At 70.8% G+C, this 24,290-nt stretch carries 20 protein-coding genes, 5 tRNA genes and 1 riboswitch; of the genes, 10 read left to right on the forward strand and 15 right to left on the reverse strand.

The annotated features are described in order from the left end of the window. Positions 1 to 21 precede the first annotated feature (21 nt). The 3 genes from lhgD to ABT025_RS00060 all read left to right on the forward strand — a co-directional run bounded on the left by lhgD (position 22) and on the right by ABT025_RS00060 (position 4,021). Complete coding sequence (gene lhgD / locus ABT025_RS00050) at positions 22 to 1,278, forward strand: L-2-hydroxyglutarate dehydrogenase (protein WP_350988058.1); 1,257 nt, start codon at positions 22 to 24, stop codon at positions 1,276 to 1,278. Next, complete coding sequence (gene trmB, locus ABT025_RS00055; protein ID WP_350988467.1) at positions 1,268 to 2,230, forward strand: tRNA (guanosine(46)-N7)-methyltransferase TrmB; 963 nt, start codon at positions 1,268 to 1,270, stop codon at positions 2,228 to 2,230. The genes lhgD and trmB overlap by 11 nt, the downstream gene beginning before the upstream one ends. A gap of 96 nt (positions 2,231 to 2,326) precedes the next feature. Continuing rightward, a complete protein-coding gene (locus ABT025_RS00060; RefSeq protein ID WP_350988060.1) occupies positions 2,327 to 4,021 on the forward strand; it encodes a PrsW family intramembrane metalloprotease in 1,695 nt (564 codons plus the stop codon). A 48-nt stretch (positions 4,022 to 4,069) separates the two neighbouring features. Here the strand turns inward: ABT025_RS00060 and ABT025_RS00065 are convergent, their stop codons facing one another. The 4 genes from ABT025_RS00065 to ABT025_RS00080 form a co-directional block, all read right to left on the reverse strand. Further along, positions 4,070 to 5,014, reverse strand: coding sequence for an aldo/keto reductase (locus ABT025_RS00065; protein ID WP_350988062.1), 945 nt, complete (start codon positions 5,012 to 5,014; stop codon positions 4,070 to 4,072). Between the two features lie 162 nt (positions 5,015 to 5,176). Then, positions 5,177 to 6,352 (reverse strand): M23 family metallopeptidase, encoded by a 1,176-nt coding sequence (locus ABT025_RS00070; RefSeq protein WP_350988064.1) that lies wholly within the window; start codon positions 6,350 to 6,352, stop codon positions 5,177 to 5,179. 11 nt (positions 6,353 to 6,363) lie between these two features. Continuing rightward, positions 6,364 to 6,517, reverse strand: a riboswitch (cyclic di-AMP (ydaO/yuaA leader). Positions 6,518 to 6,788: 271 nt separating this feature from the next. Beyond that, positions 6,789 to 7,910 (reverse strand): PP2C family protein-serine/threonine phosphatase, encoded by a 1,122-nt coding sequence (locus ABT025_RS00075; RefSeq protein ID WP_350988066.1) that lies wholly within the window; start codon positions 7,908 to 7,910, stop codon positions 6,789 to 6,791. 254 nt (positions 7,911 to 8,164) lie between these two features. Continuing rightward, a tRNA-Met gene (locus ABT025_RS00080) sits at positions 8,165 to 8,238 on the reverse strand. Between the two features lie 492 nt (positions 8,239 to 8,730). Between ABT025_RS00080 and ABT025_RS00085 the strand changes: the two genes are divergently transcribed. After that, positions 8,731 to 9,120, forward strand: a complete 390-nt coding sequence (locus ABT025_RS00085) for a hypothetical protein (RefSeq protein WP_350988068.1) — start codon at positions 8,731 to 8,733, stop codon at positions 9,118 to 9,120. A 143-nt stretch (positions 9,121 to 9,263) separates the two neighbouring features. Continuing rightward, positions 9,264 to 9,674, forward strand: a complete 411-nt coding sequence (locus ABT025_RS00090; RefSeq protein ID WP_350988070.1) for an SHOCT domain-containing protein — start codon at positions 9,264 to 9,266, stop codon at positions 9,672 to 9,674. A 48-nt stretch (positions 9,675 to 9,722) separates the two neighbouring features. Here ABT025_RS00090 and ABT025_RS00095 read toward each other — a convergent pair whose 3' ends face one another. Next, positions 9,723 to 9,926, reverse strand: coding sequence for a hypothetical protein (locus ABT025_RS00095; RefSeq protein ID WP_350988071.1), 204 nt, complete (start codon positions 9,924 to 9,926; stop codon positions 9,723 to 9,725). Positions 9,927 to 10,051: 125 nt separating this feature from the next. After that, entirely contained in the window at positions 10,052 to 10,867 is an 816-nt protein-coding gene (locus tag ABT025_RS00100) for a DUF5753 domain-containing protein (RefSeq protein WP_350988468.1), read from the reverse strand. Positions 10,868 to 10,901: 34 nt separating this feature from the next. On the opposite strand from ABT025_RS00100, the gene ABT025_RS00105 reads away from it, so the two are divergent. Continuing rightward, positions 10,902 to 11,555 (forward strand): class I SAM-dependent methyltransferase, encoded by a 654-nt coding sequence (locus ABT025_RS00105; RefSeq protein ID WP_350988073.1) that lies wholly within the window; start codon positions 10,902 to 10,904, stop codon positions 11,553 to 11,555. A 297-nt stretch (positions 11,556 to 11,852) separates the two neighbouring features. On the opposite strand, the gene ABT025_RS00110 is transcribed toward ABT025_RS00105, so the two are convergent. The 6 genes from ABT025_RS00110 to ABT025_RS00135 form a co-directional block, all read right to left on the reverse strand. Next, positions 11,853 to 11,926, reverse strand: a tRNA-Lys gene (locus tag ABT025_RS00110). A 91-nt stretch (positions 11,927 to 12,017) separates the two neighbouring features. Then, positions 12,018 to 13,625, reverse strand: a complete 1,608-nt coding sequence (locus tag ABT025_RS00115; protein ID WP_350988075.1) for an amino acid permease — start codon at positions 13,623 to 13,625, stop codon at positions 12,018 to 12,020. Positions 13,626 to 13,693: 68 nt separating this feature from the next. Next, on the reverse strand, positions 13,694 to 15,835 hold the full coding sequence (locus ABT025_RS00120) for an FG-GAP-like repeat-containing protein (protein ID WP_350988077.1): 2,142 nt from the start codon (positions 15,833 to 15,835) through the stop codon (positions 13,694 to 13,696). A 249-nt stretch (positions 15,836 to 16,084) separates the two neighbouring features. After that, positions 16,085 to 18,382, reverse strand: coding sequence for a DEAD/DEAH box helicase (locus tag ABT025_RS00125; protein WP_350988079.1), 2,298 nt, complete (start codon positions 18,380 to 18,382; stop codon positions 16,085 to 16,087). A gap of 241 nt (positions 18,383 to 18,623) precedes the next feature. Further along, the gene (locus ABT025_RS00130; protein ID WP_350988081.1) at positions 18,624 to 19,199 is read right to left on the reverse strand and encodes a hypothetical protein; all 576 of its coding nucleotides are present in this window, start codon (positions 19,197 to 19,199) and stop codon (positions 18,624 to 18,626) included. Positions 19,200 to 19,472: 273 nt separating this feature from the next. Then, a complete protein-coding gene (locus ABT025_RS00135; protein WP_350988083.1) occupies positions 19,473 to 19,823 on the reverse strand; it encodes a metallopeptidase family protein in 351 nt (116 codons plus the stop codon). Positions 19,824 to 19,908: 85 nt separating this feature from the next. Here ABT025_RS00135 and ABT025_RS00140 point away from each other — a divergent pair, with 85 nt between their 5' ends. The 4 genes from ABT025_RS00140 to ABT025_RS00155 all read left to right on the forward strand — a co-directional run bounded on the left by ABT025_RS00140 (position 19,909) and on the right by ABT025_RS00155 (position 21,934). Beyond that, positions 19,909 to 21,474, forward strand: a complete 1,566-nt coding sequence (locus ABT025_RS00140; RefSeq protein ID WP_350988085.1) for a metallophosphoesterase family protein — start codon at positions 19,909 to 19,911, stop codon at positions 21,472 to 21,474. 177 nt (positions 21,475 to 21,651) lie between these two features. Next, a tRNA-Glu gene (locus tag ABT025_RS00145) sits at positions 21,652 to 21,724 on the forward strand. A 36-nt stretch (positions 21,725 to 21,760) separates the two neighbouring features. Beyond that, positions 21,761 to 21,835, forward strand: a tRNA-Asp gene (locus ABT025_RS00150). A 22-nt stretch (positions 21,836 to 21,857) separates the two neighbouring features. Continuing rightward, positions 21,858 to 21,934, forward strand: a tRNA-Phe gene (locus ABT025_RS00155). 38 nt (positions 21,935 to 21,972) lie between these two features. Here ABT025_RS00155 and ABT025_RS00160 read toward each other — a convergent pair. The 3 genes from ABT025_RS00160 to ABT025_RS00170 form a co-directional block, all read right to left on the reverse strand. After that, entirely contained in the window at positions 21,973 to 22,902 is a 930-nt protein-coding gene (locus ABT025_RS00160; RefSeq protein WP_350988087.1) for a cytochrome c biogenesis CcdA family protein, read from the reverse strand. After that, positions 22,899 to 23,807 (reverse strand): DsbA family protein, encoded by a 909-nt coding sequence (locus ABT025_RS00165; RefSeq protein ID WP_350988089.1) that lies wholly within the window; start codon positions 23,805 to 23,807, stop codon positions 22,899 to 22,901. The genes ABT025_RS00160 and ABT025_RS00165 overlap by 4 nt, the downstream gene beginning before the upstream one ends. 63 nt (positions 23,808 to 23,870) lie before the next feature. Then, entirely contained in the window at positions 23,871 to 24,236 is a 366-nt protein-coding gene (locus tag ABT025_RS00170) for a hypothetical protein (RefSeq protein WP_350988091.1), read from the reverse strand. Between the last annotated feature and the right edge of the window lie 54 nt (positions 24,237 to 24,290).

Raw genomic sequence — 24,290 nt, forward strand, 5'->3', positions numbered from 1 at the left:
ATCGGGGTGGGAGGTGGCGTGATGATGACGCACGCGGCGTACGACTGCGATGTGCTGGTGATCGGCGGCGGGATCGTCGGCCTGTCGGCCGCGTATGCGATCACGCGGACCGCACCGGGCACACGGGTGACGGTGCTGGAGAAGGAGTGGGGCCCCGCGCGCCATCAGACCGGGCGCAACAGCGGGGTGATCCACAGCGGCATCTACTACCCCCCGGGCTCGCTGAAGGCGCGGTACGCGGTGCGGGGCGCCGCGGAGATGACGGACTTCTGCCGGGAGCACGGCATCGCGCACGCGGTGACCGGCAAGCTGATCGTCGCCACCGGCCGGTCCGAGCTGCCCCGGCTGCACGCTCTGGTGCAGCGCGGCCGGGAGCACGGGCTGCCCGTGCGCGAGCTGGGGCCCGCACAGATCGCCGAGTACGAACCGCGGGTGCGGGGCCTCGCCGCGATCCGGGTGGGCACGACGGGGGTGTGCGACTTCGGCGCCGTCGCCGAGCGGCTCGCCACCGAGGTGCGGGGCGGCGGCGGCCTGATCAGGTTCGGCGCGGAGGTCACCGCGATCGACCGGCGGCCGTGGGGCGTCGCGGTGCGGACGGCGGACGGCCTGGTGGTGCGGGCCCGGGTGCTGGTCAACTGCGCAGGACTGCACTGCGACCGGGTGGCGCGGCTGGCGGGCGACGACCCGGGGATGCGCATCGTGCCCTTCCGGGGGGAGTACTACGAGCTGACCAGGCCCGAGCTGGTGCGCGGCCTGGTCTATCCGGTGCCCGACCCCGCGTTCCCCTTCCTCGGCGTCCACCTGACCCGCGGCCACGACGGCAGCGTCCACGTCGGGCCGAACGCGGTCCCGGCACTGGCCCGCGAGGGATACGGCTGGCCCGTCGTGCGCCCCCGCGAGCTGCTGTCCACCCTCAGCTGGCCGGGCTCCTGGCGGATCGCCCGCAGACACTGGCGGTACGGGGCGGGCGAGGTGCACCGCTCCCTGTCCAAGCACGCCTTCACGGCGGCCGTGCGCCGGCTGCTGCCCGAGGTGACCGAGGACGATCTGCGCCCCTCCCCGGCCGGGGTCAGGGCCCAGGCGGTGCTGCGGGACGGCACGCTGGTGGACGACTTCCTGATCCGCGAGGCCCCGCACACCGTCCACGTGCTGAACGCCCCGTCGCCCGCCGCCACGGCCGCGCTGCCCATCGGGCGGGAGGTGGCACGCAGGGCGCTGCTCCGAGCACAGGGGACGGGGTGGAAGCCGCCCGCCGTAGAATCAGGGCATTGTGTCTGAGCCCTTGAACCCCTCCCCCGCGACGCCCGGCGACGCCGCTGCCGAGACGGACAGCACGCTCCCCTCCGGCGCGCTCCCCACCGATCCGCCCGCCAACGGGACGGACGGCACACCTGCCACCGGTGCGGACGGCACGGCCTCCACCGGTGCGGACGGCGCCGCGTCCGCGACCGCCGGAATCCCGGACGATCTGCGCGCCGCGGCCCTGGACCGCCAGCGCAGGCTGCGCCAGGAGCCGCGCTTCCCCGGCGGCCCCGCAGCCGATCCGGCCGGTTCGCACCACGAGCGCCGGATCCGCAGCTTCCAGCCGCGCCGGAGCCGGGTCTCCCCCGGCCAGCAGGACGCCCTGGAGCGGCTCTGGCCGAAGTGGGGCCTGGACATCGACGGACTGCGCGTCCTCGATCTGCCCGCGCTGTTCGACGGACTGCCCGTGGTCCTGGAGATCGGCTTCGGCATGGGCGAGGCCACCGCGCAGATGGCCGCCGACGACCCGGGCACCGGCATCCTCGCGGTCGACGTGCACACCCCCGGCCAGGGCAACCTGCTCCGTCTCGCGGACCGGAACGGCATGTCCAACATCCGGGTCGCCAACGGCGACGCGATCATCCTGCTCCGGGAAATGCTGACGCCGGACTCGCTGGACGGGCTGCGGGTGTACTTTCCCGACCCGTGGCCCAAGGCCCGCCACCACAAGCGCAGGCTGATCCAGCCTGAGTTCCTCGATCTGGTGGCACAGCGGCTGAAGCCCGGAGCGGTCCTGCACTGCGCGACCGACTGGGAGCCGTACGCCGAGCAGATGCTGGAGGTGCTGACCGGGCACCCCCGCTTCGAGAACACGGCTGCGGACGGCGGTTACGCACCACGGCCCGCGTTCCGGCCGCTGACCCGGTTCGAGGGACAGGGCCTGGACAAGGGCCACGTGGTGCACGACCTGCTGTTCGCCCGCTGCTGACCGGCCGGCCCGTCACCTCGTGAGCGCACCGCTGCCTGCCGGGGGTGTCGTCCATGCCCCATGGCCGTTGTCAGTCCCGCTCGTTAGGGTCGTGGGGTGTCCGACGGGTCTGTTCAGCGACAGTCACAGCCGGCCGTCCCGGTGCTCGAGGAGCACCGGGTCGGCGAGATCCTGGCTGCCGCGCCGGACCGGGGCCAGTGGCGTTACCACCCGCGCCGCGTCGGCATGCTCCGGCGGAGCAGGACGCTCCGCGTCGTCGCCGTCTTCACCCTGCTGGCACTCTGCGGCCTGGTGATCCTCGCCCTGGTCCGTGACCAGACGGGGACTCAGGGGTTCCTCGTCGGCCTGGGCCTGGCCGTGTTGCCCGTCCCGGTGCTGATGACGGCGTTCCGCTGGCTGGACCGGGTCGAACCGGGCCCGTGGCGCAACATGCTGTTCGCCTTCGCCTGGGGTGCCTGCGCGGCGGCCCTGGTCGCGATCATCGCGAATTCCTTCGCGACGCGGTGGATCGCCACCGCCACGGCCGACCCGGGCAGCGCGGACACGCTGGGCGCCACGGTCATAGCGCCCGTCGTGGAGGAGAGCGCCAAGGCCGCGGCCGTCCTGCTGCTCTTCCTCTTCCGGCGGAGGGACTTCGGCGGGATCGTCGACGGCGTGGTCGTCGCCGGCTTCACCGCGACAGGTTTCGCCTTCACCGAGAACATCCTCTACCTGGGCAACGCCTTCGGTGAGGACCAGATGACGGGCTCGGGGTTCGCCTCCGTGACCGCGGCGACCTTCTTCGTACGCGCGGTGATGTCGCCGTTCGCCCATCCGCTCTTCACCGTGCTGACCGGCGTCGGTTTCGGGATCGCCGCGAGCAGCGCGCGCCACCAGCACTTCCGGCGCATCGTGCTCCCGCTGCTGGGCCTGCTCCTCGCGATGGGCATGCACGCCCTGTGGAACGGGTCGTCCGCGTTCGGCCCGTACGGGTTCTACGCCGTGTACGGGGCGTTCATGGTCCCGGTCTTCGGACTGGTGACCTGGCTGGCGGTCTGGGCCCGGGTGCGCGAGCTGCGCACCCTCGGCGTCGAGCTTCCGGTGTACGCCGCGGCGGGCTGGCTTTCCCCGGCCGAGCCCCTCGCCCTCTCCTCGATGCGGGCCCGCGGCATGGCCAGGGACGTCGCACGCCAACGCGCGGCGGCAGCCGCGGCCGTCGGCCCCCACAGCGGGCCCCACGGTCACGCGTTCCACCCGGCATCCGCTCCCGCGCACGCCCATCACCCCGCGCACGCCCACATACCCGCCGCGGCGCGGGCGGAGCGGAAAGCAGTGAAGGGCCAGGGCAGGGCGGCCGCCCGCGCGGTCGCCGAGTACGAGTCGTTCGCGACCTCGCTGGCCTTTCTGCGCCGGCAGGCCCGCCGCGGCACCGCGGGCCCGGACTTCGCCGAACGCGAGCGGGAGTTGCTGCACCACCTGTGGCAGCGCAGGGGGACGGCAGGCCCCGCCCTCGTGTACGCGGCACAGGCCACGGGCCGCCTGCGCCCCCGGTTCGTGCCTCCGGTGCGCCGGCCGTACCAAGGACAGGTCCAGGCACAGGTCCAGGCACAGGTCCAGGGACAGTTCCAAGGCCAGGCTCAGAGACAGGCCCCGGCCCCGGGCTACGGGGCGTACCCACCTCACGGCGGCCACGCCCCGTACCCGCACTCCGGATATCCGTACCCCGGCCGGCCCTACAGCGCTCCGGCGTACACGAACCCTCCGCGCACCAACCCTCCGTACGACCGGCCGCAGTACGGGCAACAGGGCTGAGGACGATCTGTCCTCCTGGCGGACGGCGGGATCAGGGTCGGACAGGCCTCAGGCGGAAGCCTCGGTGAGGGCCGCCAGCTCCTGGTCCGTCAGCTGCAGTCCGGCGACGGCCACCAGCGCGGGAAGCTGCTCGACCGTACGGGCCGAGGCGATCGGTGCGGCGACGGTCGGCTGCGCGGCCAGCCACGCCAACGCCACGGTCGCGATCTCGGCGTCGCGCTCCTGTGCCACCTTGTCGAGCGCGGCGAGCACCTTCTGTCCGCGCTCCGACTCCAGGTGCGTGGCGGCGCTACCGGCGCGGGCGCTCTCCACGGCCGTGCCCGGGCGGTACTTGCCGGTGAGGAACCCGGAGGCGAGGGCGAAGTACGGGACGGCCGCGAGCCCGGCACCGGCGGCGGTGTCCTGGAGCTCGCCCTCGTAGGTGTCCCGGGAGACGAGGTTGTAGTGGGGCTGCAGCGCCACGTACCGGGCGAGCCCCTCGCGCTCCGAGAACTCCAGCGAGGCGCGCAGCCGCTGGGGGCTGATGTTGGAGGCGGCGATCTCGCGGACCTTGCCGTCCTTCACCAGCTGGTCGAGGGCGGTGATGATCTCCTCGACCGGGACCGTCTCGTCGTCGAAGTGCGTGTAGTAGAGGTCGATGTGGTCGGTGCCGAGCCGGCTCAGCGACTCCTCGGCGGCGGCCTTGATGGTGGTGGCGGAGAGCCCCTTGTACGCGGGGTGGGCGCCGACCTTGGTGGCCACGACGATGTCGGAACGGTTGCCGCGTGCGGCGAGCCACTTGCCGATGAGGGTCTCCGACTCGCCGCCCTCGTTGCCGGGGACCCAGGCCGAGTAGGAGTCGGCGGTGTCGATGAAGTTGCCGCCGGCCGCCGCGTACGCGTCGAGAACGGCGAAGGACTGCGCCTCGTCGGCGGTCCAGCCGAAGACGTTGCCCCCGAGGGCGAGCGGGAAGACCTGGAGACCGGAGGAGCCGAGCTTGCGGAGAGAAGTCATAGAGGGGACAACCCGTTCCACGGACTCCGCTATTCCATGACCGGTACAGCTTTACCGCTGACGACCGTACGTCCGTGGAGACGGACCGGCAGCCCTGACGTCGGGGGTGAGCGTCAGGGCTGCCGGGGTTTCACGCGCCGGGAACCGGCGTGCGGGAAGGCCTCAGACCGTCAGGCCCCGGGCGCGCAGCCAGGTCATCGGGTCGATGCCGGTGCCGTCCGGGGTGTGGACCTCGAGGTGGAGGTGCGGGCCGGTCACGTTGCCGGTGGCGCCGACGCGTCCGATGGTGTCGCCGGTCGTCACCTTCTGGCCGATGCTGACATCCATCGAGGACTGGTGGCAGAACCACAGCTCCGTGCCGTCCTCCAGCTCCAAGACCGTGCGGTAGCCGTAGGAACCGGAGTAGCCGGCCGACGTGACCGTGCCCGTGTGGATCGCCTTGATCGGCGTACCGGTGGGCGCCGCGAAGTCGAGGCCCGTGTGATAGCCGGAGGACCACATCGATCCGGCCTCGCCGAAGGTCGAGGTGATCGTGTACGAGGAGGTGGGGATGGCGTAGCTGGCCGCGAGCTTGGCGAGCCGCAGGGCCTCCGCCTTCTTCGCCGCCTCTTCCGCCGCCTTCTTCTTCTCCGCGGCGACCTTGGCCTCGGCGGCGTCCTGCTGCTTCTTCGCCTCCGCTGCGGCCTTCTCGGCTGCGGCCTTCTCGGCGGCGGCCTTGATCTCGGCGTCGGCGGCGTCCTGCTGCTGCTCCGCCTGCTGGAGGATGCGGGCGCGGAGGGCCTCACCCGCGTCGGTGGTGCCCTGCTCGGCCTCGGCGGTGGTGATGCCGGCGGTCGTCAGCGGGGCGGAAGCGACCTCGGCGACGGCCTTCTCCGCCGCGGTCTCGGATTCGGACTCGCCCGAGAACAGTGCGCCGACGCCCGGGAGGGACTTGGCGTCGGGGAGATTGTCCGAGATGGAATCGGGAAGAGAGATGGAGACCGGCGGCTTGCTCTGGGCGGTGGCCATGCCACCCGCGCCGACGGCCGCGATGACGCCGACGCCGAGGACGGTGGAGCTGCGGGCCAGACCGTTGCGCTGCTTGGCGACGCGGTGCTTGCCGCGCACGGGACGGACGGAGTCCTCGGTGGGATTCCATTCCTCCCAGGTCCTGTCGGGCCCGGAGTCGTCGGCGCGGAAGTCGTTTCCGAAGCCGCTGCCCCGATCGGTCCCGTAATCGGTCGCGTAGGGGGCCTCGTGCTCCGCACCGACAAAGGTACCGGGCCGGATCGCGAAGTCATCGCCGTACTCGGACACGAACCGGGATGGAGCTTCGGGGGCAGGCTTGTTGGACGCCACGGGGGCGCACTCCTTTCCTTCCTTCTCGCCTACCGGGTTAGCTGACGGGTTCGGAGCAGGAAGGTCTCCTACGGGTTCCTCCGTCTCATCACAAGACAGAGATGCCCGATTCACCCCATGTAGGTGGTTCCCCGGTTCCCTTGCGGGATTCGGCGCTCGCGCACGGTGCCGCCACTGACGACGGCTGGGACAACCGCACTGCGTTATCGAACGTTAATAGACACCGGGGTCCGATTCCAAGCTGTTCCCACTGATCGTTCAGGCCTTTGGCCTGGACTTTACGGGACACAACCGGGTGGAAACGGACGAGTTGATCACCTCTCAGCCACTACCCGCTTTCTGACGTTGCGTCAAATGTTATGCGGAGGGGTGCCCTTCGGTTACGGACGGTGGCATCGCGGCCGGCCACTCCCACCGCACGGTCCCGGACCCGGACTCACCCGCCGCCATCCCTCAGGCCGACGATCTTCACGGTCCTGCGCCGGTCGGGCTGACCCTCGGCCGGCCGACCGACCGCGAGCAGCGCCATGTCGTCCGTCGACTCACCGCCCGTGTGCAGCCGCACGTCATCGGTCAGCGCGGACAGCAGCTCCTCGGGCCCCGGGAAGATCCGGCCCCGCAGCCGCTCGGCGGGGTCGTAGAAGACCCCTTCGGCGTTACGGGCCTCGGAGAGGCCGTCCGTATAGAGAAGGAGCGTCGCCCCGGCGGGCAGGGCCCACTCGTCGGCCCGGTCCGGCCACACCCCCAGCGCCATCCCCAGCGGCAGCGCCGGCACCGAAGGCCCGAGCACCTCCAGCGCCCCGTCCGTGTGCAGCAGCAGCGGCTCGGGGTGGCCGCGGTTGACGATCCGCACCACGGACGCACCCGGCGGGATCTCCGCCAGCACGGCGGTGACGAACCCCTCCACCGCGTCGAGGCCGCCACGCGTGCTCGACTCGCGCGCCAGCGCACGCTCCAGCCGCTGCGCCACACCCTCCAGCGACTCCTCCTGCTCGGCCGCCTCCCGGAACGCCCCGATGATGACCGCCACCGCCTCCACCGCGTCCAGCCCCTTGCCGCGCACATCCCCGACCACCAGCCGCACCCCCTGCGGGGTGTCCGTGACGGAGAACAGGTCACCGCCGACGAACTCGTCCGCCTGCGCCGCCTCGTACCGTGCGGCGACATACAGTCCGCCGATCCGGTCGGACGGCGTCGGCAGCACCGCCCGCATGGCGGTCTCCGCGATGACACGGGCCGAAGCCAGCTGCTCGTTGCTGCGCCGCACGACACCGTTGATCACGACAGCGAGGGCGGAGACGGTGAGGACGGTGAGCAGTTCGATGGAGGGCACGACCTGGAACAGGTTGCCGTTGTAGATCCGCAGCGCGACGACCGCCAGCAGCGCGGCGGCGCCGGTACGGACGGTGCTGGCCAGTGAGAAGAACGGCGCCGCGATCAGCGGGGCCGCCGCGAACAGCGGGATGGCCGTGAAGGCGGGCGGGGTGAGGGCGTCGAACAGCATGCCCCCGCCGATCATCAGCGCAGGCAGCGCCCGGACGAACCGGCGGGTCCGCACCCCACCCGCACGCCTCTTCCGCCGCGTCTCCCGCTTCCCCACCTGCTGGTCTCCTGCCCGGTGCACCCCCACGGCCGCGGACGGTACCGCGCACCACCCCAGGCTTCCCGGAGCAGGGTCGCGAAGCGACTCCTCGTCGGCCAATGGGGGTACGTACGCGGAACGCGGCTCGGCGCCGAGCGACCCGGCGGGCCGACGGCGTACGAACGAATCAGGCCCGGCACGCTGTATGCATGCCGGGCCTGATTCTTCAGTAGCGGGGACAGGATTTGAACCTGCGACCTCTGGGTTATGAGCCCAGCGAGCTACCGAGCTGCTCCACCCCGCGTCGGTAAACACAACTCTACGGCATGTTCGGGACGCTCATGACCACTCGGCGCCCACACCCCACAGACGGCACCCCGGCCGGCCCGACGGCCGCACAGCAGCCCGACGGCACCCACGCGCACCGGCCCATGACCACTCTCTGCCCGCAGCGACGCCCACGCCGATGCCACACCCACGCCCGAGCGGCATCCAGCCCCGCTCCAACCACCGCCCGAGAGTGGCAAATAGAGGTCGGCAAACCTGAACAAACCACCCCCGCAGCGCCTTTGACGGCCGGGCAGCAGGCCACTCCCGCCGGACGATCTTCGCCATGTCGTCAAAGTGTTGAAAACGAGAAGGTGTTGCAAGGAACACGTGTTCTGCCGCAAGGTGACTGCTGCATCCCCCGGACCGGTGGGCTGCCCGTGCGAGCAGGCCCCGGAGCGCGCATGTCGCCGCGCCCGCCAGGCTGCTCCCGGCCTCTCATCGCAGCCTGTCTGGAGGGCCCCCGACGATGACCGCACCGCTCACCTCTGCCCCCTCTGCCCCCGCTCCGGCCACGCCGGCCACTCCGCCCTCACCCGTAGTCGGTGCCGCCATCGGCGGGGCCATCGGCGGTCTGGTGGGGGCCGTGATGAGCGCGGGCGTGAACTACGCGGTCATCGGCCTTCCGGACAGTGAATCGCTCAACGCGGTCAACCACGCGATATCGGGCCTGCTCAGCGGGTTCTTCGCCGGATTCGTCGGACTCCTGATACAGAGCCGAAAGGCCGCAGCGGCCGCACGCGCTGCGGAGACCCAGGCCGCATCCACGCTTCCGCGGCAGGCCGAGCCCGGGGACCGCTCCACCGACGCGACCCCGGCCGAGACCCCCGTCTCCGCCACTCCTGTACCGGAGAAGTAGCCGCCACACCGCGTCGCATCGCCCCGCCCGCCCACCTTTCCCTCTCTTGGCGGAGTGCGGAAAACTCCAACGGGCGCATGCATAAATGCGGTGATATGACTGATTTCAGTTCAGTCATTCGACGCTGCGCCTGGAGTGGACCGATGGACGACTACCCCCTGCTCAACCTGTTCTGGACCATGCTCTGGTTCTTCCTATGGATCATGTGGCTCTTCCTCCTGTTCCGGGTCATCATGGACATCTTCCGCAGTGACGACCTCGGCGGCTGGGCAAAGGCGGGCTGGCTGATCCTGGCCCTGGTGCTGCCGTATCTGGGCGTGCTGATCTACGTCATCGCGCGCGGCAAATCCATGGGGACACGCGACGTGAAGGAAGCGAAGGAACGTGACGCGGCCTTCAAGGCGTACGTGAGAGACGCGGCGGGCACGTCCGACGGGGGCGGTGCGCCGAAGAGCAGCCACGTCGAGGATCTGTCGAAACTCGCGGACCTCAGGGACAAGGGCGCCATCACGGACGAGGAGTACCAGCGGGCGAAGACGAAGCTCCTCGTCTGACCACCCTGGTGCACGCCGGTGCCGGCCTCTTCACGGCCGGCACCGGCGTCATGTCGTCGTGTCAGCCGAGCGCTCCGGGTCGATGCGCATCCGCAGGGCTCCCAGCAGGACGGTGGCGGGCACCGCCGCGACCTGGTCCGGGGCGTTCAGGTGGAGCCTGCGGGAGTAGTCGATGGTCCCGTCCGACTCCGCCGGGGGCGGACGGTCTGATGTGCCGGTGCGACACCCCCACCGCCCCGACCCGGCGCGCACCGCAGCAGTCCTCGGCCTGCCCGCTGACCGACGCTCCTCATGAACCACACCCCTGTCCGCTCCCCTTCGTGTGGCCCGGGTGGGGGCGCTTTCGTGCGTCCGGGGCAACTGCTGTCTTCGACCGCCTAGTAGGCGTGGACGCTTCGCTGTACTCGCAGGATCAAGCTCTGGGCGTCGACCCCGTACACCGCCGATTCCCTCAGCGTGTTCCAGGCCTTCAGGTATGTGGCCACGAGATCAGCATCGTCCAGCCAGAGTTCCGCGTGCCAGTCCTCGGCGATGACAAGCCGCTCATCCAGGACCCAGAACCCGTTGGCTGCAGGGATCCGCAGCGAAGCGCCCAGGGGAACGATGCCCAGCTCCACCGTGTCCATCCCCACCATGCCCGCAAGCCGGTCAAGCTGGGCGGTGAGGACCGAGGGCGAGCACACCAGCGCGTGAAGGGCCGCTTCCCACACCAGCGCGTGGAACCTGCGCCCTGGCGTGTACAGCCACTCCTGGCGCCGCATTCGAGCCCTGACAGCGTCTTCGGTGTCACGCATCGATCCGTGCAGCTCTGCGTACCGCACGAAGATCGCACGGGCGTAGTCCGCGGTCTGGAGCATGCCGGGGACAACCGACTCTTCCCATGCCCGGATAACGGTGGACCGGTCGACTTCGAGGTTCCAGCTGTCTTGTACGGGCCGGTGGCCGGCCGCTAGTTGTCGACGCCATGAGCGGATGTGGGACTCGAAGCCCTTGAGCCGGGCGTCCAGTTCTTCGAATACCTGGGGCCGGCCGACGCCTGCGGACCGCCGACTTCCTGCAGTCCAACGGCTTCGCCATCGACGACGAGCTGTGGGCCATCGACGGCGCGAACTGCTCGCCGTGCGACAGCAAGGTCCCCGACAGTCACTGACCGCCCCTAGGCTGCCCCTGCTCTTCTCCCTCGAGGAGGGCAGGGGCTTCACCTGTTCCCGCCCATGGAGGAGTGCCGTGCCCGCACGACATGACATCGCAGCCGAGACCGAGCTCTGGGACACCTACGCAGGCAGCGCCTTCAAGGACGACCTGCCGCCGGTGTTCAACTGGACGCAGTACGCCGGGCACGGCCCGGGGGCCGAGTTGCTCGGCGAGCCCCGGTCCGTGCTGGAGATCGGTTGCGGTACCGGCCGCGCTCTGGCGTACCTCGCCCAGTGCGGCGTCCATGCGACCGGTGTGGATCTCTCGTCCGTCATGGTGAAGAAGACCACGGAGTGCTGGGGCCCCGTGGGCGTGGACTTCGTCTGCGCGGAAGTACTCGATCACCTCCGCGACAGCACGCAGAGGTACGACGCCATCTACTCGATCTTCGGCGCCGTGTGGTTCACCGACCCGGCCAAGCTCCTGCCGCTCCTCGCCGAGCGGCTTGAACCTGACGGAGTCCTGGTGTTCTCTCACCCGCCGGCCATCCCTGGCGCCTACGGCCCGCAGGGTATGTACAAGGGGGGCTTTGCCGGGAGGGCGATGTTCACCTACCGCTACAGCTACACACCCCGTAGGTGGACCAGCCTGCTTGAGCGTGCCGCATTTCGGGACGTAGACGCTCGGGTCCTCGACGCGCCGGAGGCTGGCCACATCGGCACACTGCTCGTCCGCGCACAGGTGTAGACGTACCGCGGTCGCCCGCACATCTTCGTCAGCACCGCGGAGCTACTTCTTCCGTCGCGCCATGCCCGAGGCCGGCGCCAAGCGCTGGAAGTACGCCGACTTCAGGTGCTTCGCGGCCCGGGCGATCTGCTCGTCCGTTGCGTCCGGGTGCATCTCGCCGGCTTGCAGCTCGAACCGCCCCGTTGATGCAGCCCGGGCCTTGGCGGTGCGGCTGGCGGGATCGAGAGTGTTCGCCCAACTACCTCGAACACGAGGAAGCCCCAGACCAGAAACCATCTCTGACCTGGGGCTTAGACGTAGGCCGTGTGGGACTCGAACCCACAACCAACGGATTAAAAGTCCGCTGCTCTGACCAATTGAGCTAACGGCCCTCGGCGAATCACCCCCGAGCATAGCCCGCCGTGACCCGGCCGCCGATCGGGTATCGGTTGCCGGGCCCCGTCGTCGTTGCAGCGGCCCCGTTCAGCGGGACGGTTTGCGGGCGATCGTGCGTTTGTGATCCGGATTGAGGAACCAGTGCCGGGCCGACGCGAACCACCAGGCGGCGGCGAAACCCAGGACCACCAGGACGGCGACCGGGGCGTAGTTGAAGGTCTCCCAGGTGACGGGCGAGACCTGGGGCAGCATGAAGAGCACCGTGATGACCACCACCCACACCACCGCGACGATGCCGATGGGCCGGGACCAGCGGCCGAGGTGCCAGGGGCCCGGGCGGAAGTCGTCGCCGCGCAGGAGGCGGAGCAAGGTCGGGATGACGTACGCGATGTAGAGGCCGATGACCGCGATGGAGGTGACGGCCGCGTACGCCGTGACGTTGATCAGGTACGGGAGGCCCAGGACCAGCGCGCCGATGGCGGCCAGCCAGACCGCCGCAACGGGGGTGCGGGTGCGGGGGCTGACCGTGTGCCAGACGTGGGAGAACGGCAGGGCACCGTCCCGGGAGAACGCGTAGATCATCCGGCTGTTGGCGGTCACGGAGGCCATGCCGCAGAAGAGCTGGGCGCCGATCACCACGAGGAGCAGGAGTTTGCCCGTGGTGGCGCCCAGGGCGTCGAGGAGGATCTGGGCGGGCGGGGCGCCGGTCGGGGAGGCCAGGGCTCCGTCGTACGACTGGATGGCGAAGGTGAAGCCGAGGAGGAGGACGAGACCGGCGATCCACGAGGTCCAGATCGACTGGACGATGCCGCGCGGACCGGCGGTCGCGGCGTCGTGCGTCTCCTCGGTCATGTGGGCCGAGGCGTCGTAGCCGGTGAAGGTGTACTGGGCCATCAGCAGCCCGATCATCACGACGTAGAAGCCGCTGCCCCAGCCGGTGTTGTTCACGAACTCCGTGAAGACGAACGACGCCGACTGGTGCGAGTCGGGTACGAAGGTCAGCGCGCCGACGATCACGGCGACACCGAGCACGTGCCACCAGACGCTGACGCTGTTGAGGATCGCGACGATGCGCACGCCGAAGGTGTTCAGCAGGCCGTGCAGCAGCAGGATCGCGGCGAACAGGAGGATCGTGCGGCCGGGCGTGACCCGGAAGTCGAACTGGAGGTTCAGGTAGGCGCCCAGGAACGACGCCGCCCCGAAGTCGATCCCGGCGGTCACGGCCACCTGGCCGAGAACGTTGAACCAGCCCGTGAACCAGGCCCAGGCCGCCGCCGAGCGCGGCGGGGCCAGCCGGTGCGCCCAGAAGTAGAGGCCGGCGGAGGTCGGGTAGGCCGAACAGATCTCCGCCATCGCCAACCCGACGAACAGCGTCATGAGGCCGACGCCGACCCAGCCCCAGGTGATGACGGCGGGGCCGCCGGTGTTCATGCCGAACAGGTACAGCGTCAGGCAGCCGGAGAGCACCGAGATGATCGTGAACGAGACCGCGTAGTTGGAGAAGGCGGACATCCGGCGGGCGAGTGTCTGCGTGTAGCCGAGCTCGGCCAGCCTGGCCTCGTCAGCACCGCCGGGTGGACCGGCCGGGAGGGCGTCAGTCGCGAGAAGGGCGGTCGAGGGACCGTCAGGCGAAGGGGCCGCTGCGTCGGTCGGAGCCGGTTCCTCGGACGGGGCACCGCGGGGGTTGATTGTCATGCCCCCAGCGATTCCCTCGCCGGGGGCATGGCACACCCCGCTTGCCGGCCGCGTAGGCCGTCAGTCCCTCAGAAGATCCCCTTGTACGGCCCCCACCCGGTGGCGATCTGCGTACGGGACCCGAACGAGCCCTTGCCGTTGCCGTTGTTGCGGTACAACTTGCCCGCCGTGTCGCGTACGACGATGTCGTTCTTTCCGTCGCCGGTCAGGTCGCCGACGCCCACCATCGCGTTGTACGAGCTCCCCCAGCCCGAGAACACCTGTGCGCGCGGCGCGAACTTACCGTTGCCCAGGCCGTTGTAGCGCCACAGGCCGCCCTTGCGGTCGTGGCAGAGCAGATCGGCACGGCCGTCGCCTGTGATGTCGCCGACGCCGGTGATCCGGGCGTACGTCTTCCAGTTGGTGTAGATCCTGACCTTCGGTGCGAACTTCCCACCGGCCGCCCCCGGGAAGAGGTACATGTCGCCGGTGGTCGTCTGCCGGGCCAGGAGGTCGGCCCGGCCGTCCCCGTTCAGATCGCCGGGCGAGGTCAGCACGTCGAACTGCTGCCAGCCCTTGCCGATCGTGGTGTGGCTGCTCTTCGGCGTATAACCCGATGTGCCGCAGCGGCCCGTGTACTGGCGCAGTTCGCCACCCGGGATCCGTACGAGCAGTTCGGCGCACCGGTCGCTGCCGGTGTCGGCGAAGGGTACGGCGAGGGTGCCGGCCGGCCAGCCGGTACCGGTCTTCTTGCCGGAGAAGCTGCCCGATGTCTGCCCGAACTGAACGGTCAGCCCACCGGACGGGTTGAGGGTGACCAGGTCACCGGTGCTGAAAAGTCCCTGGTCGTGAAAGCCCGCGATGCCGCCGTCCACCCCGATGGTCGCGCTGGTGGTGTACGTCCCCGACCCGTCCTCGGCCGTCGCCCGCAGGGTCCAGGTGTGCCGGCCGTTGCCGGTGTACTTTCCCGAGTCCGTCCGGCCGTCCCACTCAGCGTCTGCCTCGGTGCCCAAACCACCCTTGAGGGTCCGTACGGTACGGCCGGTCCAGTCCTTGACGGTGTAGGTCCAGGTGACGGGCTTGTTGAACTGCCAGGTTCCGCGCCACGAGGGCAGGCCGTTCACGCCCTTGAGGTCGATGTGCTCCTGGCCACTGTCGGAAGCGATCCTTGCCACGGGCTGGGCGGGCACACCGCTGGGCACGATGTGTACGGAGTTCGCGGCATCGACGTAAGCGATGTCCCCGCCGAACTTGTCCACGGCCCAGGTCAGCCGTCGCTGGTCTGCGGTCTTCCCGGCGGGCAGGTCGGCCACCGCCCGGGGAGCGGCGGCCTTGCCCGTGTGGAAGTCGGTCAGCAGCAGTTTCCCGGCGGTCCGGTCGTGCCGGACGAGGTACCCGTCACCGACGAGGGCGGGCCCGGACGGCACGGTGAACGACTTCTTCGCCGTGCGGTCGTACACCCCGGCCGCGCCGGTCGTCCCGCAGTTCCAGTAGATCCAGCGTCCGACCGTGCGGACCTCCTTGATCACGCAGGGGGCGCCCGTGGCGAGTGTCTGCACGACCTTCCGCTGCTCCAGATCGGTGGCGGAGAGTGCGCCGGCGGTGGAGGTCGCCGACCAGAGCGTGGTGCCCCAGACGGATGCGGCTGTGGGCTTACGGACGACGGGGTCGGCGGTGGCCCGGTAGCTCGGGTGCATGCCGGCCTGCTGTTCGGCGGACGAACCGCCGTTGACGACCCATGAGCGCCCGGTCAGATCCACGATCTTCGCGGTACCCGCCGGGTAAAGCGTGCCCCCGTAGTGCGTGGTTCCCGAGAGCCTGTAATTCATGCTCTCCATGCCCTCGTAGTCGCCTTCACCCTCGACGAACACGACGCCGAAGCTCCCGTTGCCCGCGCCGACCAGCTCCACGCAGGCACCCACGTCGCAGGGCACGCTCCTGAGGTGAGCGCCGTTGGCGAAGGGACCCGCGTACCCGCGGCTCTCCCGCTCCCCCACGGTCACGCCGTCGGCCGACACCCGACGCTCGTACACCATCCGCTCACCGCTGGGATTCAGCTCCACGGTGTTCAGCCGTCCGCCGGCGAAGTCGAGGCCGTAGGTACCGGCGGTCGCCACGACGGCCGGAGCCGCGGTGGGGGCGGCCTCGGCCGGAATCACGGCCGTTGTCAGAACAGTCGCCCCCACTACGGACCCCACCAGTGCGGCACGGCCACGAACGAACGTGGTCAAAGCAGTCCCCTCCCGGGTGATCGATCGAACACGGGGAGGACGCGGCAGTCCATGCCGCGGTCTGTGCGAAGTGTGAAAGCCCCCCGGCCCCAACTCCCCATGTGAAGTGGGCCGACCTTAACAGCAGCCTCACAGGCACCGGTAGGGAGATTCGAACCCGTTCAATAGAACAACCCGTCCAATGGAACAGGGCCCGCACATCACCGAGGTGATGTGCGGGCCCTGTTCAGCAGTCAGGCGATCGGACGATCAGCCGTTGCGCTTCCAGCGCGGCTTCTCGTCACGACGGCCGAAGGAGCCGGTGCTCGTGCCGGTTCCCGTGGAGCGGTGGTCGTCACGACGGCCGGTGGGGCGGTCTCCGGCGCCGCCGGAGCGGAAGCCGCCCGCCGGGCGGTCGTCACGACGGTCGCGGTTGAACGGACGGTCGCCCCCACCGGAGCGGAAGCCACCGGAGGGACGCTCGTCACGACGGTCGCGGTTGAAGCCGCCCGACGGACGGTCGTTGTCACGGTTGAAGCCGCCCGACGGACGGTCGTTGTCGCGACGCTCGAAGGAGCGGCCGCCACGGTCGTCACGACGGTCACCGCCACCGGAGCGGAAACCGCCCGAGGGACGCTCGTCACGACGGTCGCGGTTGAAGCCGCCCGACGGACGGTCGTTGTCACGGTTGAAGCCGCCCGACGGACGGTCGTTGTCGCGACGCTCGAAGGAGCGGCCGCCACGGTCGTCACGACGGTCACCGCCACCGGAGCGGAAACCGCCGCCGACCGGACGGTCCTCACGACGGTCGTTGCTGCCACGGAACGAGGGACGGTCGCTGCTGCCGCGGTAGCCGTTGCTGCCGGCCGGACGGCCGCTGCGCTCGCCGACACGGTCGTTGCCGCCACGGTAACCACCGCGGTCGCCGCCGCGGTTGTCCCGGCGCTCGAAGTTGCCGCGGTCGTCGCGACGCTCCTCGCGCGCAGCCTGCTGCTCCGGCACGGAGGTGGCGGCCAGCAGTGCGGCCTCCGCCTCGGCTGCGACCTCGGCCACCGCTGCCTCGGGGTCGTCGCCCCGCTCGCGTGCGGCGCGGGCGACCAGGCGGTCGGCCTCCTCGCGCAGCTCCACGGCACGGCGCTGGATGCGCTCCAGCTGCTTGGTCAGGTCGGCGGCCTCGCGCTCGGCCTGCTTGGCGGCGTTGTTCGCGGAGTCGGCCTGGACCTCGGTGAGCGAACGGGCGCCGGTGATCTCGGCGACCTCCGGCTCGAAGACACCCGCGCCCTGGACGATGTGACGCGAGGCGTCGACGCCCGCGTCCTCCATCAGGCGGAAGATCTGGCGACGCTGGTGCGGCAGCGCCAGCGAGACGACGACACCGGACTTGCCGGCACGGGCGGTACGGCCCGAGCGGTGCAGGTAGTCCTTGTGGTCACCGGCCGGGTCCACGTTCAGGACCAGGTCGATGCCGTCGACGTGGATACCGCGGGCGGCGACGTCGGTCGCGACGAGCGCGTTGACGAAGCCCTTCTTGAAGTCCTCGAGCACGCGGGTACGGGCACCCTGCGTCATGCCGCCGTGCAGTGCGTCCGCCTTGACGCCGGCCTCGATGAGCTGCTCGGCGATCCGGTCGGCGCCCAGCTGGGTGCGGACGAAGATGATCGTGCGGCCCTTGCGGGCGGCGATGGCGGAGGTGACCGGCGCCTTGTCCTTCGGCTTCACGACGAGGACGTGGTGCGACATGGTCGAGACGTTGCCCTGGGCGGAGTCGACCTCGTGGGTGACCGGGTTGCTCAGGTAGCGCTTGACCAGGGTGCCGATCTCGTTCTCCATGGTGGCGGAGAAGAGCATGCGCTGGCCGCCGCCGGGGATCTGGTCGAGCAGCTCGGTGACCTCGGGCAGGAAGCCCAGGTCGGACATCTGGTCGGCCTCGTCGAGGACGGCGACCTGGACGTTCTCCAGGGAGCAGGCGCCCCGGTTGATGATGTCGCGCAGCCGGCCCGGGGTGGCGACGAGGACGTCGACACCGCGCTCCAGCGCGTAGATCTGGTTGCCCATCGACGTACCGCCGCAGACGACCTTCATCTTCAGGCCGAGCACGTCGCCGTAGGGCTGCAGCGCGTCCGCGACCTGCATCGCGAGCTCACGGGTCGGGGTGAGGATGATCGCGCGGGGCTTCTTCTTCTCGGTGTGCCCACCGGCCAGCGCGGTCAGGGTCGGCAGACCGAAGGAGAGGGTCTTTCCGGAGCCCGTACGGCCGCGGCCCAGGATGTCCTTGCCGGCCAGGGCGTCCGGGATGGTCGCGGCCTGGATCGGGAAGGGCGCCGTCACACCGTTCTGCGCGAGCTTGCGGACGATGCCCTCGGGCAGGCCCAGCTCGGCGAACGTGATGGTCGGCTCGGCGTCCGCGTCGTCGGCGGCGGCGGAGTCGGTGTCGGCCTGCTCGGCCTGCGGGGCGTCGGTCTCGACGGAGTCGGCGACCTCTACGGCCTCTGCGACCTCGGCGACGACGGCCTCTGCGGCCTCGATGAGCTCGGCGCTCTCGACGTTGTTCTCGACGTTCTCGGGCATGACGGTGTGGTCAGAACTGGAAATTGACATGCGAAATGCGAAACCTTCCGGAGTCTCGGCACGCGCCCGTAACTCCGTGTTTTCGCAATTTCGACCGCCTCAATGCGGTCCAGCCACGGCAAGGGAGAGTACGCGCCACACGGCGCTCTTCTGTGTCGGCGCCGGGCAATGGGATCAAACGATCTATAACCATACGCACTCTTACCCCCATTGCGCAAACCGCCCCCTGCCGACCACCCTCTCAGGCCGGTCCCACCTGCGGTGATGCCTCCGGAGTCCGCATCGCGTAGACGCCGTCCGGCGCTCCCGTCGCGCCGTCACGGTACTGAGCCGCCGGCGAGGCCGAGGGCACCGGCGGCGCCGGCTCGGAGGGTTCCGGCTCGGGCTCCGGCGGGTCCGGCGGCTGCGGGGTCTCGGGGGTTCCGGGTCCCGGGTCGGGCGGGGCCGGCGACTCCGGCTGCTCGGGGACCCCGGGGCCCGGCGCCGAGGGCAGCTGCGTCGCCGGGTGGCCGCCCCTCACCGGGCCGGACCCACCGGATTCCGCACGGGGGCTGCCCGAGGGGGCGGCAGAGGCGCTCGGACCGGCGGACCGGCCCCCTTCGCGCTCGGAGTGCGCCCCGGAGCCGCCCCCGGTACGGGCTCGGCCCGTACCGGCCACCGTGGATCCGTCCGGCTCGGCCACCGACCCCTTGGGCACGGCGGAGCGTGAGGGCGCCGGTTTTCCCCCGTCGGAGCCGATGCTCATACAGCCGGTGGACGCGGCGATCGTCACCGCGGTGACGGCCGCCCAACGGACGGGAACGGGGAACTGGCGCACAGGGGCACCTCCGGGGGCGCGAGGAAGGACGAGGCAACACGGAAACGAGCCGGGAGCGCTGTGCCCAACTCCTGCCGCCCCACCGGGGACACGCCCCCGGACAGGCCCGCACACCTCATTCACACCTCGCGGTGTGCCGCATCTCACCCGCAACCGAGCACGCGCAGCCCCTCGCCCTCACCCGCAACCGAGCACGCGCGGCCCCTCGCCACCCGAGACCAGGCACGCACAGCCCCTCGCCACCCGTAACCGGGCACGGGCAGCCCCTCGCCCTCACCCGTAACCGAGCGCGTGCAGCCTCTCGTCGTCGATGCCGAAGTGGTGGGCGATCTCGTGCACGACCGTGATCTCCGTCTCGGCGACGACGTCGTCGCGCGACTCGCACATCCGCAGCGTCGGTCCCCGGTAGATGGTGATCCGGTCGGGCAGCACCCCCGCGTACCACTCACCGCGCTCGGTCAGCGGCGTGCCCTCGTAGAGCCCGAGCAGTTCCGGATCATCGGACTCCGGTTCGTCCTCGACGAACACCGCGACGTTGTCCATCAGCCGGGTGAGCTCCGGTGGGATCCGGTCCAGCGCCTCGCCGACCAGTTCCTCGAACGCTTCCCGCGTCATCTCCAGCACCCCGCCATTGTCACGTACGGGCGCCGGAAGCGCCCCGGTGCACCTGAAGCGCATAGCCGCCTCCCCGCCGGGGCATACGCGCCCAATGGCCCGCGACCCGTTCCGTGCCGCAGCAGCCCGTGTCCGGCACCTCGTCCGACTCCGCCCACGCCCACGCACCGGCAGGCGGCCCGGCCGCCGTCCCCGCAGCGGCGGCATGCTCGCCGTCTCGCCGCGGCCGTTCGCCCGCGCGCTCGGCCTGGTCGCCGTCGTGCTGTTCGGCGCCTGGCTGGGGCTGCTGGCCGTCGGCAGTGTCCGTACGCCCGTGGGCCCGATGGACACGACCATGACCCTGCGGCCCTCCCTCAGTGGCGGCACCAAGATCAACGTGTCCCCGCTCGGCGCCCTCGAACTGGACTCTCACCACGCCCCGGTCCGGCTCGACGTCGACGTCGACCGCCTCGACCCGGTCCGCTCCGAGGCCCTGGTCCAGCACCCCGAACGGCTCGCCGGCCTGGAGGACGAGGTCGCCGGCGACGTCGGCGCCGGTGCCCGCGAGCTCGCCGTGCGCTCCTGCGTCGCGGTCGTCACCGGCGCCACCGCGCTCGGCCTCGCCGTCTACCGAAGGCCCCGGCGCGCCCTGGCCGCCGGAGGGCTCGCGCTCACCCTGCTGACCGCCTCGGGCGTCGGGGCGTACGCCACCTGGAACCCCGAGTCGGTCCTGGAGCCGAAGTTCTCCGGGCTGCTCTCCAGCGCCCCCTCCGTCGTCGGTGACGCCCGCTCGATCGTCACCGACTTCGACGTCTACCAGCAGGAACTCGCCCGGCTGGTCACCAACGTCACCAGGCTGTACGAGGCCACCTCGACGCTCCCCGTCTACAGCCCCGACCCCGCCACGCTCCGCGTCCTGCACGTCTCCGACATCCACCTCAACCCCGCGGCGTGGCACATCATCGGGTCACTCGTCGAGCAGTACGGCATCGACGTGATCATCGACTCCGGCGACACGATGGATCACGGGGCAGCCGTGGAGAACAGCTTCCTCGATCCGATCAGTGATCTGGGCGCGCCCTACGTGTGGGTCCGCGGCAACCACGACTCGGCGGTGACGCAGAAGTACCTGGAGGGGAACAAGCGCTTCAGGAACGTGCACGTGCTGGACGAGGGCCGCACTGTGAACGTCGGCGGGCTGCGGGTGGCGGGCATCGGGGACCCGCAGTTCACCCCGGACCGCACGGGCCCGGAGCAGGCCGAGGGGGCCGAGCAGGCGGCGGGCCTGCGGCTCGCCGCCGCGCTGCGCGACCAGCGGCGCGCGGGCACCCCGGCGGACATCGCCGTCACCCACGAGCCGGAGGCGGCCCGGCAGACGGACGGAGCGGTCCCCCTCGTACTGGCCGGCCATGTGCACCACCGGCAGAACGAGCTCATGGAGGGCGGCACCCGGCTCATGGTCGAGGGCTCCACCGGTGGTGGCGGGCTGCGTGCCGTACAGAACAAGAAGCCGGAACAGGTACTCGCGTCGGTCCTCTATCTGGACCGCTCCACGCGCCGTCTGCAGGCCTGGGACGAGATCACCCTGGGCGGCCTCGGCCTGACGACCGCCGAGGTCAGCCGCCACCTGCCCAAGGAGAGCCGACCCGACGCGACGCCCTCCCCTATTCGGTTTGGCTGACACCGAAACCCACGTGTACAGTCTCCGACGTGCCCAAGGGCGCCGGTCAGGGCTCGACCGTTCTGATACCTCAAAGGTTGAAGGAGAAGCTGAACCTCTCGGGGGGAAGCGGAGTCGCACGCTTCTTCACTTTCCCTTCGGGCGACGGACGCGGAAGCAAGCTGTACAAGCAGTTCTGCCCTCATCGTCTAGTGGCCCAGGACGCCGCCCTTTCAAGGCGGTAGCACGGGTTCGAATCCCGTTGGGGGCACGCACAACCTGTGCGACACTTAGTCGCACAAAGCTTGGTCCTGTGGAGCAGTTTGGAGTGCTCGCCACCCTGTCAAGGTGGAGGCCGCGGGTTCAAATCCCGTCAGGACCGCTGCAGCCCGTATGAGCTGCGTGGCTGGGTAGCTCAGTTGGTACGAGCGATCGCCTGAAAAGCGATAGGTCGCCGGTTCGATCCCGGCCCCAGCCACCACCCGAAGGCCCCGTCCACCGGACGGGGCCTTCGTCGTGTCAGACACCCTCCCGGTCCGCGGTGTTCACCCGGTCGGTGCCGTCAGGGCCGTCCACTCCGTCAGCGCCATCCACGCGGTCCGCGCCGTCCGCGCCGTCCGCGCCCTTCCCGCCCCGGCCCCGCCCGGACCGCACCGCGAGCACCAGCAGCACCACTGCCACCACCGCGACCAGCAGCACCGCGTCCGGCACGTGCTCGCCGATGCCCCGGGCCCACTCCTCCACGGCGAAGGACTGGTCCACGTCCAGGAGACCGGGCAGTGCCGTCGTCCCGTCGTACGCGAGGAACAGCGCGCCGAGACCGATGAAGAAGAGCCCCGACAGCAGTGTCGTGGTGTGCAGCTCGAAGCGGCCGACGCGCAGGGCGCGGCCCCGAAGCCAGGCCCTCCGGCCCAGTTCGAACCGCTCCCAGAGCAGCGCGAGCAGGAAGAGCGGCACCGCCATCCCCAGCGCGTAGACGGCGAGCAGCAGCCCTCCGTACGCCGGGCTGCCGCTGACGGCCGCGACGGTGAGGACGCTGCCGAGGATCGGCCCCGCGCAGAAACCGGCCAGGCCGTAGACGGCGCCGAGCGCGTAGACGGACAGGGCGGTCGTGGGCCGGATCCGGCCGCTGAGTGCGGAGATCCGGCGCGAGGCGAAACCCAGGCCGACGATCTGTGCGACGCCGAGCCCGATGATCAGCCAGCCCGCGCCGAGCACGAGGGCGTCGCGGTGGCCGTAGAAGAACCGTCCGGCGTACGAGCCCGCGGCACCGAGCGGGACGAGGGTGGTGGCCAGGCCCGCGTAGAAGATCCCGGTCCGGGCGAGCAGCCGGGAGGCGGAGTCGATGGAGTACGCGAAGAAGGCGGGGAGCAGCAGGGCGCTGCACGGGCTGAGCAGGGCCAGCAGCCCGCCGAGGAACGCGGCGAAGTAGCCGATGTCCGATGTCACTTCGCGGAGTCCTCGGAGGCGGAGGAACCCGCTGCGGGGGAGCTCTCGGCGCGGGGGCTCTCGGCGGCGGAGTTCTCGGTCCGAGATGTGGTGCCTTCCGGGCCGGTGGGCCTTTTGGCGCCCTCCTGGCCTGCACTGCCCAGGTTCTTCTCCCGGTCCGCCGCCTGCTCGATGGCGCGGGTGAACGTCTCCGCCGGCTGTGCCCCGGCGATCGGGCGGCCGTTGATCAGGAACGACGGGGTGGACGTCGCGCCGATCCCGTACCCCTGCTCCTGGTCCTTGCTCACCGCTGCGGCGGCCGCCGAGCCGTCCGTGTCGCGGACGAAGCGGTCGAGGTCGGGCACCCCTGCCTGGCGGGCGAGGGTCTTCAGCCGGTCCTTGCCGAATCCCTTCTCCTTCGCTCCTTCGGCGTACGCGGCGCGGTGGAACTCCCAGAAGCGGCCCTGCTGCCCGGCGGCCCAGGAGGCGCGTGCGGCGGCCTCGGACTCGGAGCCGAAGATCGGGAAGTTGCGCCACTCGATGCGCAGGGTGCCGTCGTCGACGTACTTCTTCACGAGGGCGGGTTCGGTGTCCCGGGCGAACTTTCCGCAGTAGCCGCACTTGAAGTCGGCGTACTCGATGAGGACGACGGGCGCGTCCGCCCGGCCCATCGCAAGCTTGTCGCCGGCGTCACGCCGGGCGAGCTTCGCCAGTTCCGGGTAGACGCCCTCGTCCGGGTCCGCGGTGACGCCCGCCACCACCGAGGACGAGGAACGGCCGCCGGGGGAATCGGGGGCGGTCGCCCGGTAGGACACGTAGCCGAACAGCGCGGCGGCCACGACGACCCCGACGCCGTAGACCAGCGGCTTCCTGCGGGATGTCCGGGACGACGGCTTCGGGGACGGCTTGGGCATGGATGTGGGCATGCGGAACTCCGGGCTGGTGATGCGGGAGGACAGAGGAGGGACGGCAGGGAAGGCGTGGGCCGTCTACACCCTCAGTACGGAGAGTTCCACGGGGGTCGGCGCGGCCGCGTCGGGTCCGCGCGGCGTCATCGGCGCGGGCCGCAGGAAGGGCCCCTGGCCGATGGCCTCGGGCAGGCCCCGTTCGGCGAGGCCCGGCGCCTGGTCGTGGGCCGCGTGGGCCCGCCCGGGAACGGCCGGCTCGGTGCCGTCGTGCTTGCCCTTCCTGCCACAGCCCGGGAGGCCGTCTCCCTGCCCGATGCCCATGGCCACGGCCGCGGCCGTGGACGGACCCGGGGGAGGCGCCGACGCCGAAGCCGTCGCCGGTCCGCAGAACAGCCCCAGGACGACGGCAAGGGCCGCCACCAGGCAGCACCACGACGAACGGGACACGGCGGACAGGCCTTCCGGCAGGGGGCTCGGCGGAGAGATCAACTGCCCGGAATG

Source organism: Streptomyces sp. NPDC002809 (assembly GCF_040295435.1).
Classification (GTDB): Bacteria; Actinomycetota; Actinomycetes; order Streptomycetales; family Streptomycetaceae; genus Streptomyces.

Excerpts from the sequence above, each read along its gene's own strand:
- lhgD (WP_350988058.1), top strand. The coding sequence starts at position 22 with ATGATGACGCACGCGGCGTACGACTGCGATGTGCTGGTGATCGGCGGC.
- ABT025_RS00140 (WP_350988085.1), top strand. The coding sequence starts at position 19,909 with ATGGCCCGCGACCCGTTCCGTGCCGCAGCAGCCCGTGTCCGGCACCTC.
- ABT025_RS00125 (WP_350988079.1), bottom strand. The coding sequence starts at position 18,382 with ATGCCCGAGAACGTCGAGAACAACGTCGAGAGCGCCGAGCTCATCGAG.
- ABT025_RS00165 (WP_350988089.1), bottom strand. The coding sequence starts at position 23,807 with ATGCCCACATCCATGCCCAAGCCGTCCCCGAAGCCGTCGTCCCGGACA.
- ABT025_RS00115 (WP_350988075.1), bottom strand. The coding sequence starts at position 13,625 with ATGACAATCAACCCCCGCGGTGCCCCGTCCGAGGAACCGGCTCCGACC.
- ABT025_RS00085 (WP_350988068.1), top strand. The coding sequence starts at position 8,731 with ATGACCGCACCGCTCACCTCTGCCCCCTCTGCCCCCGCTCCGGCCACG.
- ABT025_RS00090 (WP_350988070.1), top strand. The coding sequence starts at position 9,264 with ATGGACGACTACCCCCTGCTCAACCTGTTCTGGACCATGCTCTGGTTC.
- ABT025_RS00065 (WP_350988062.1), bottom strand. The coding sequence starts at position 5,014 with ATGACTTCTCTCCGCAAGCTCGGCTCCTCCGGTCTCCAGGTCTTCCCG.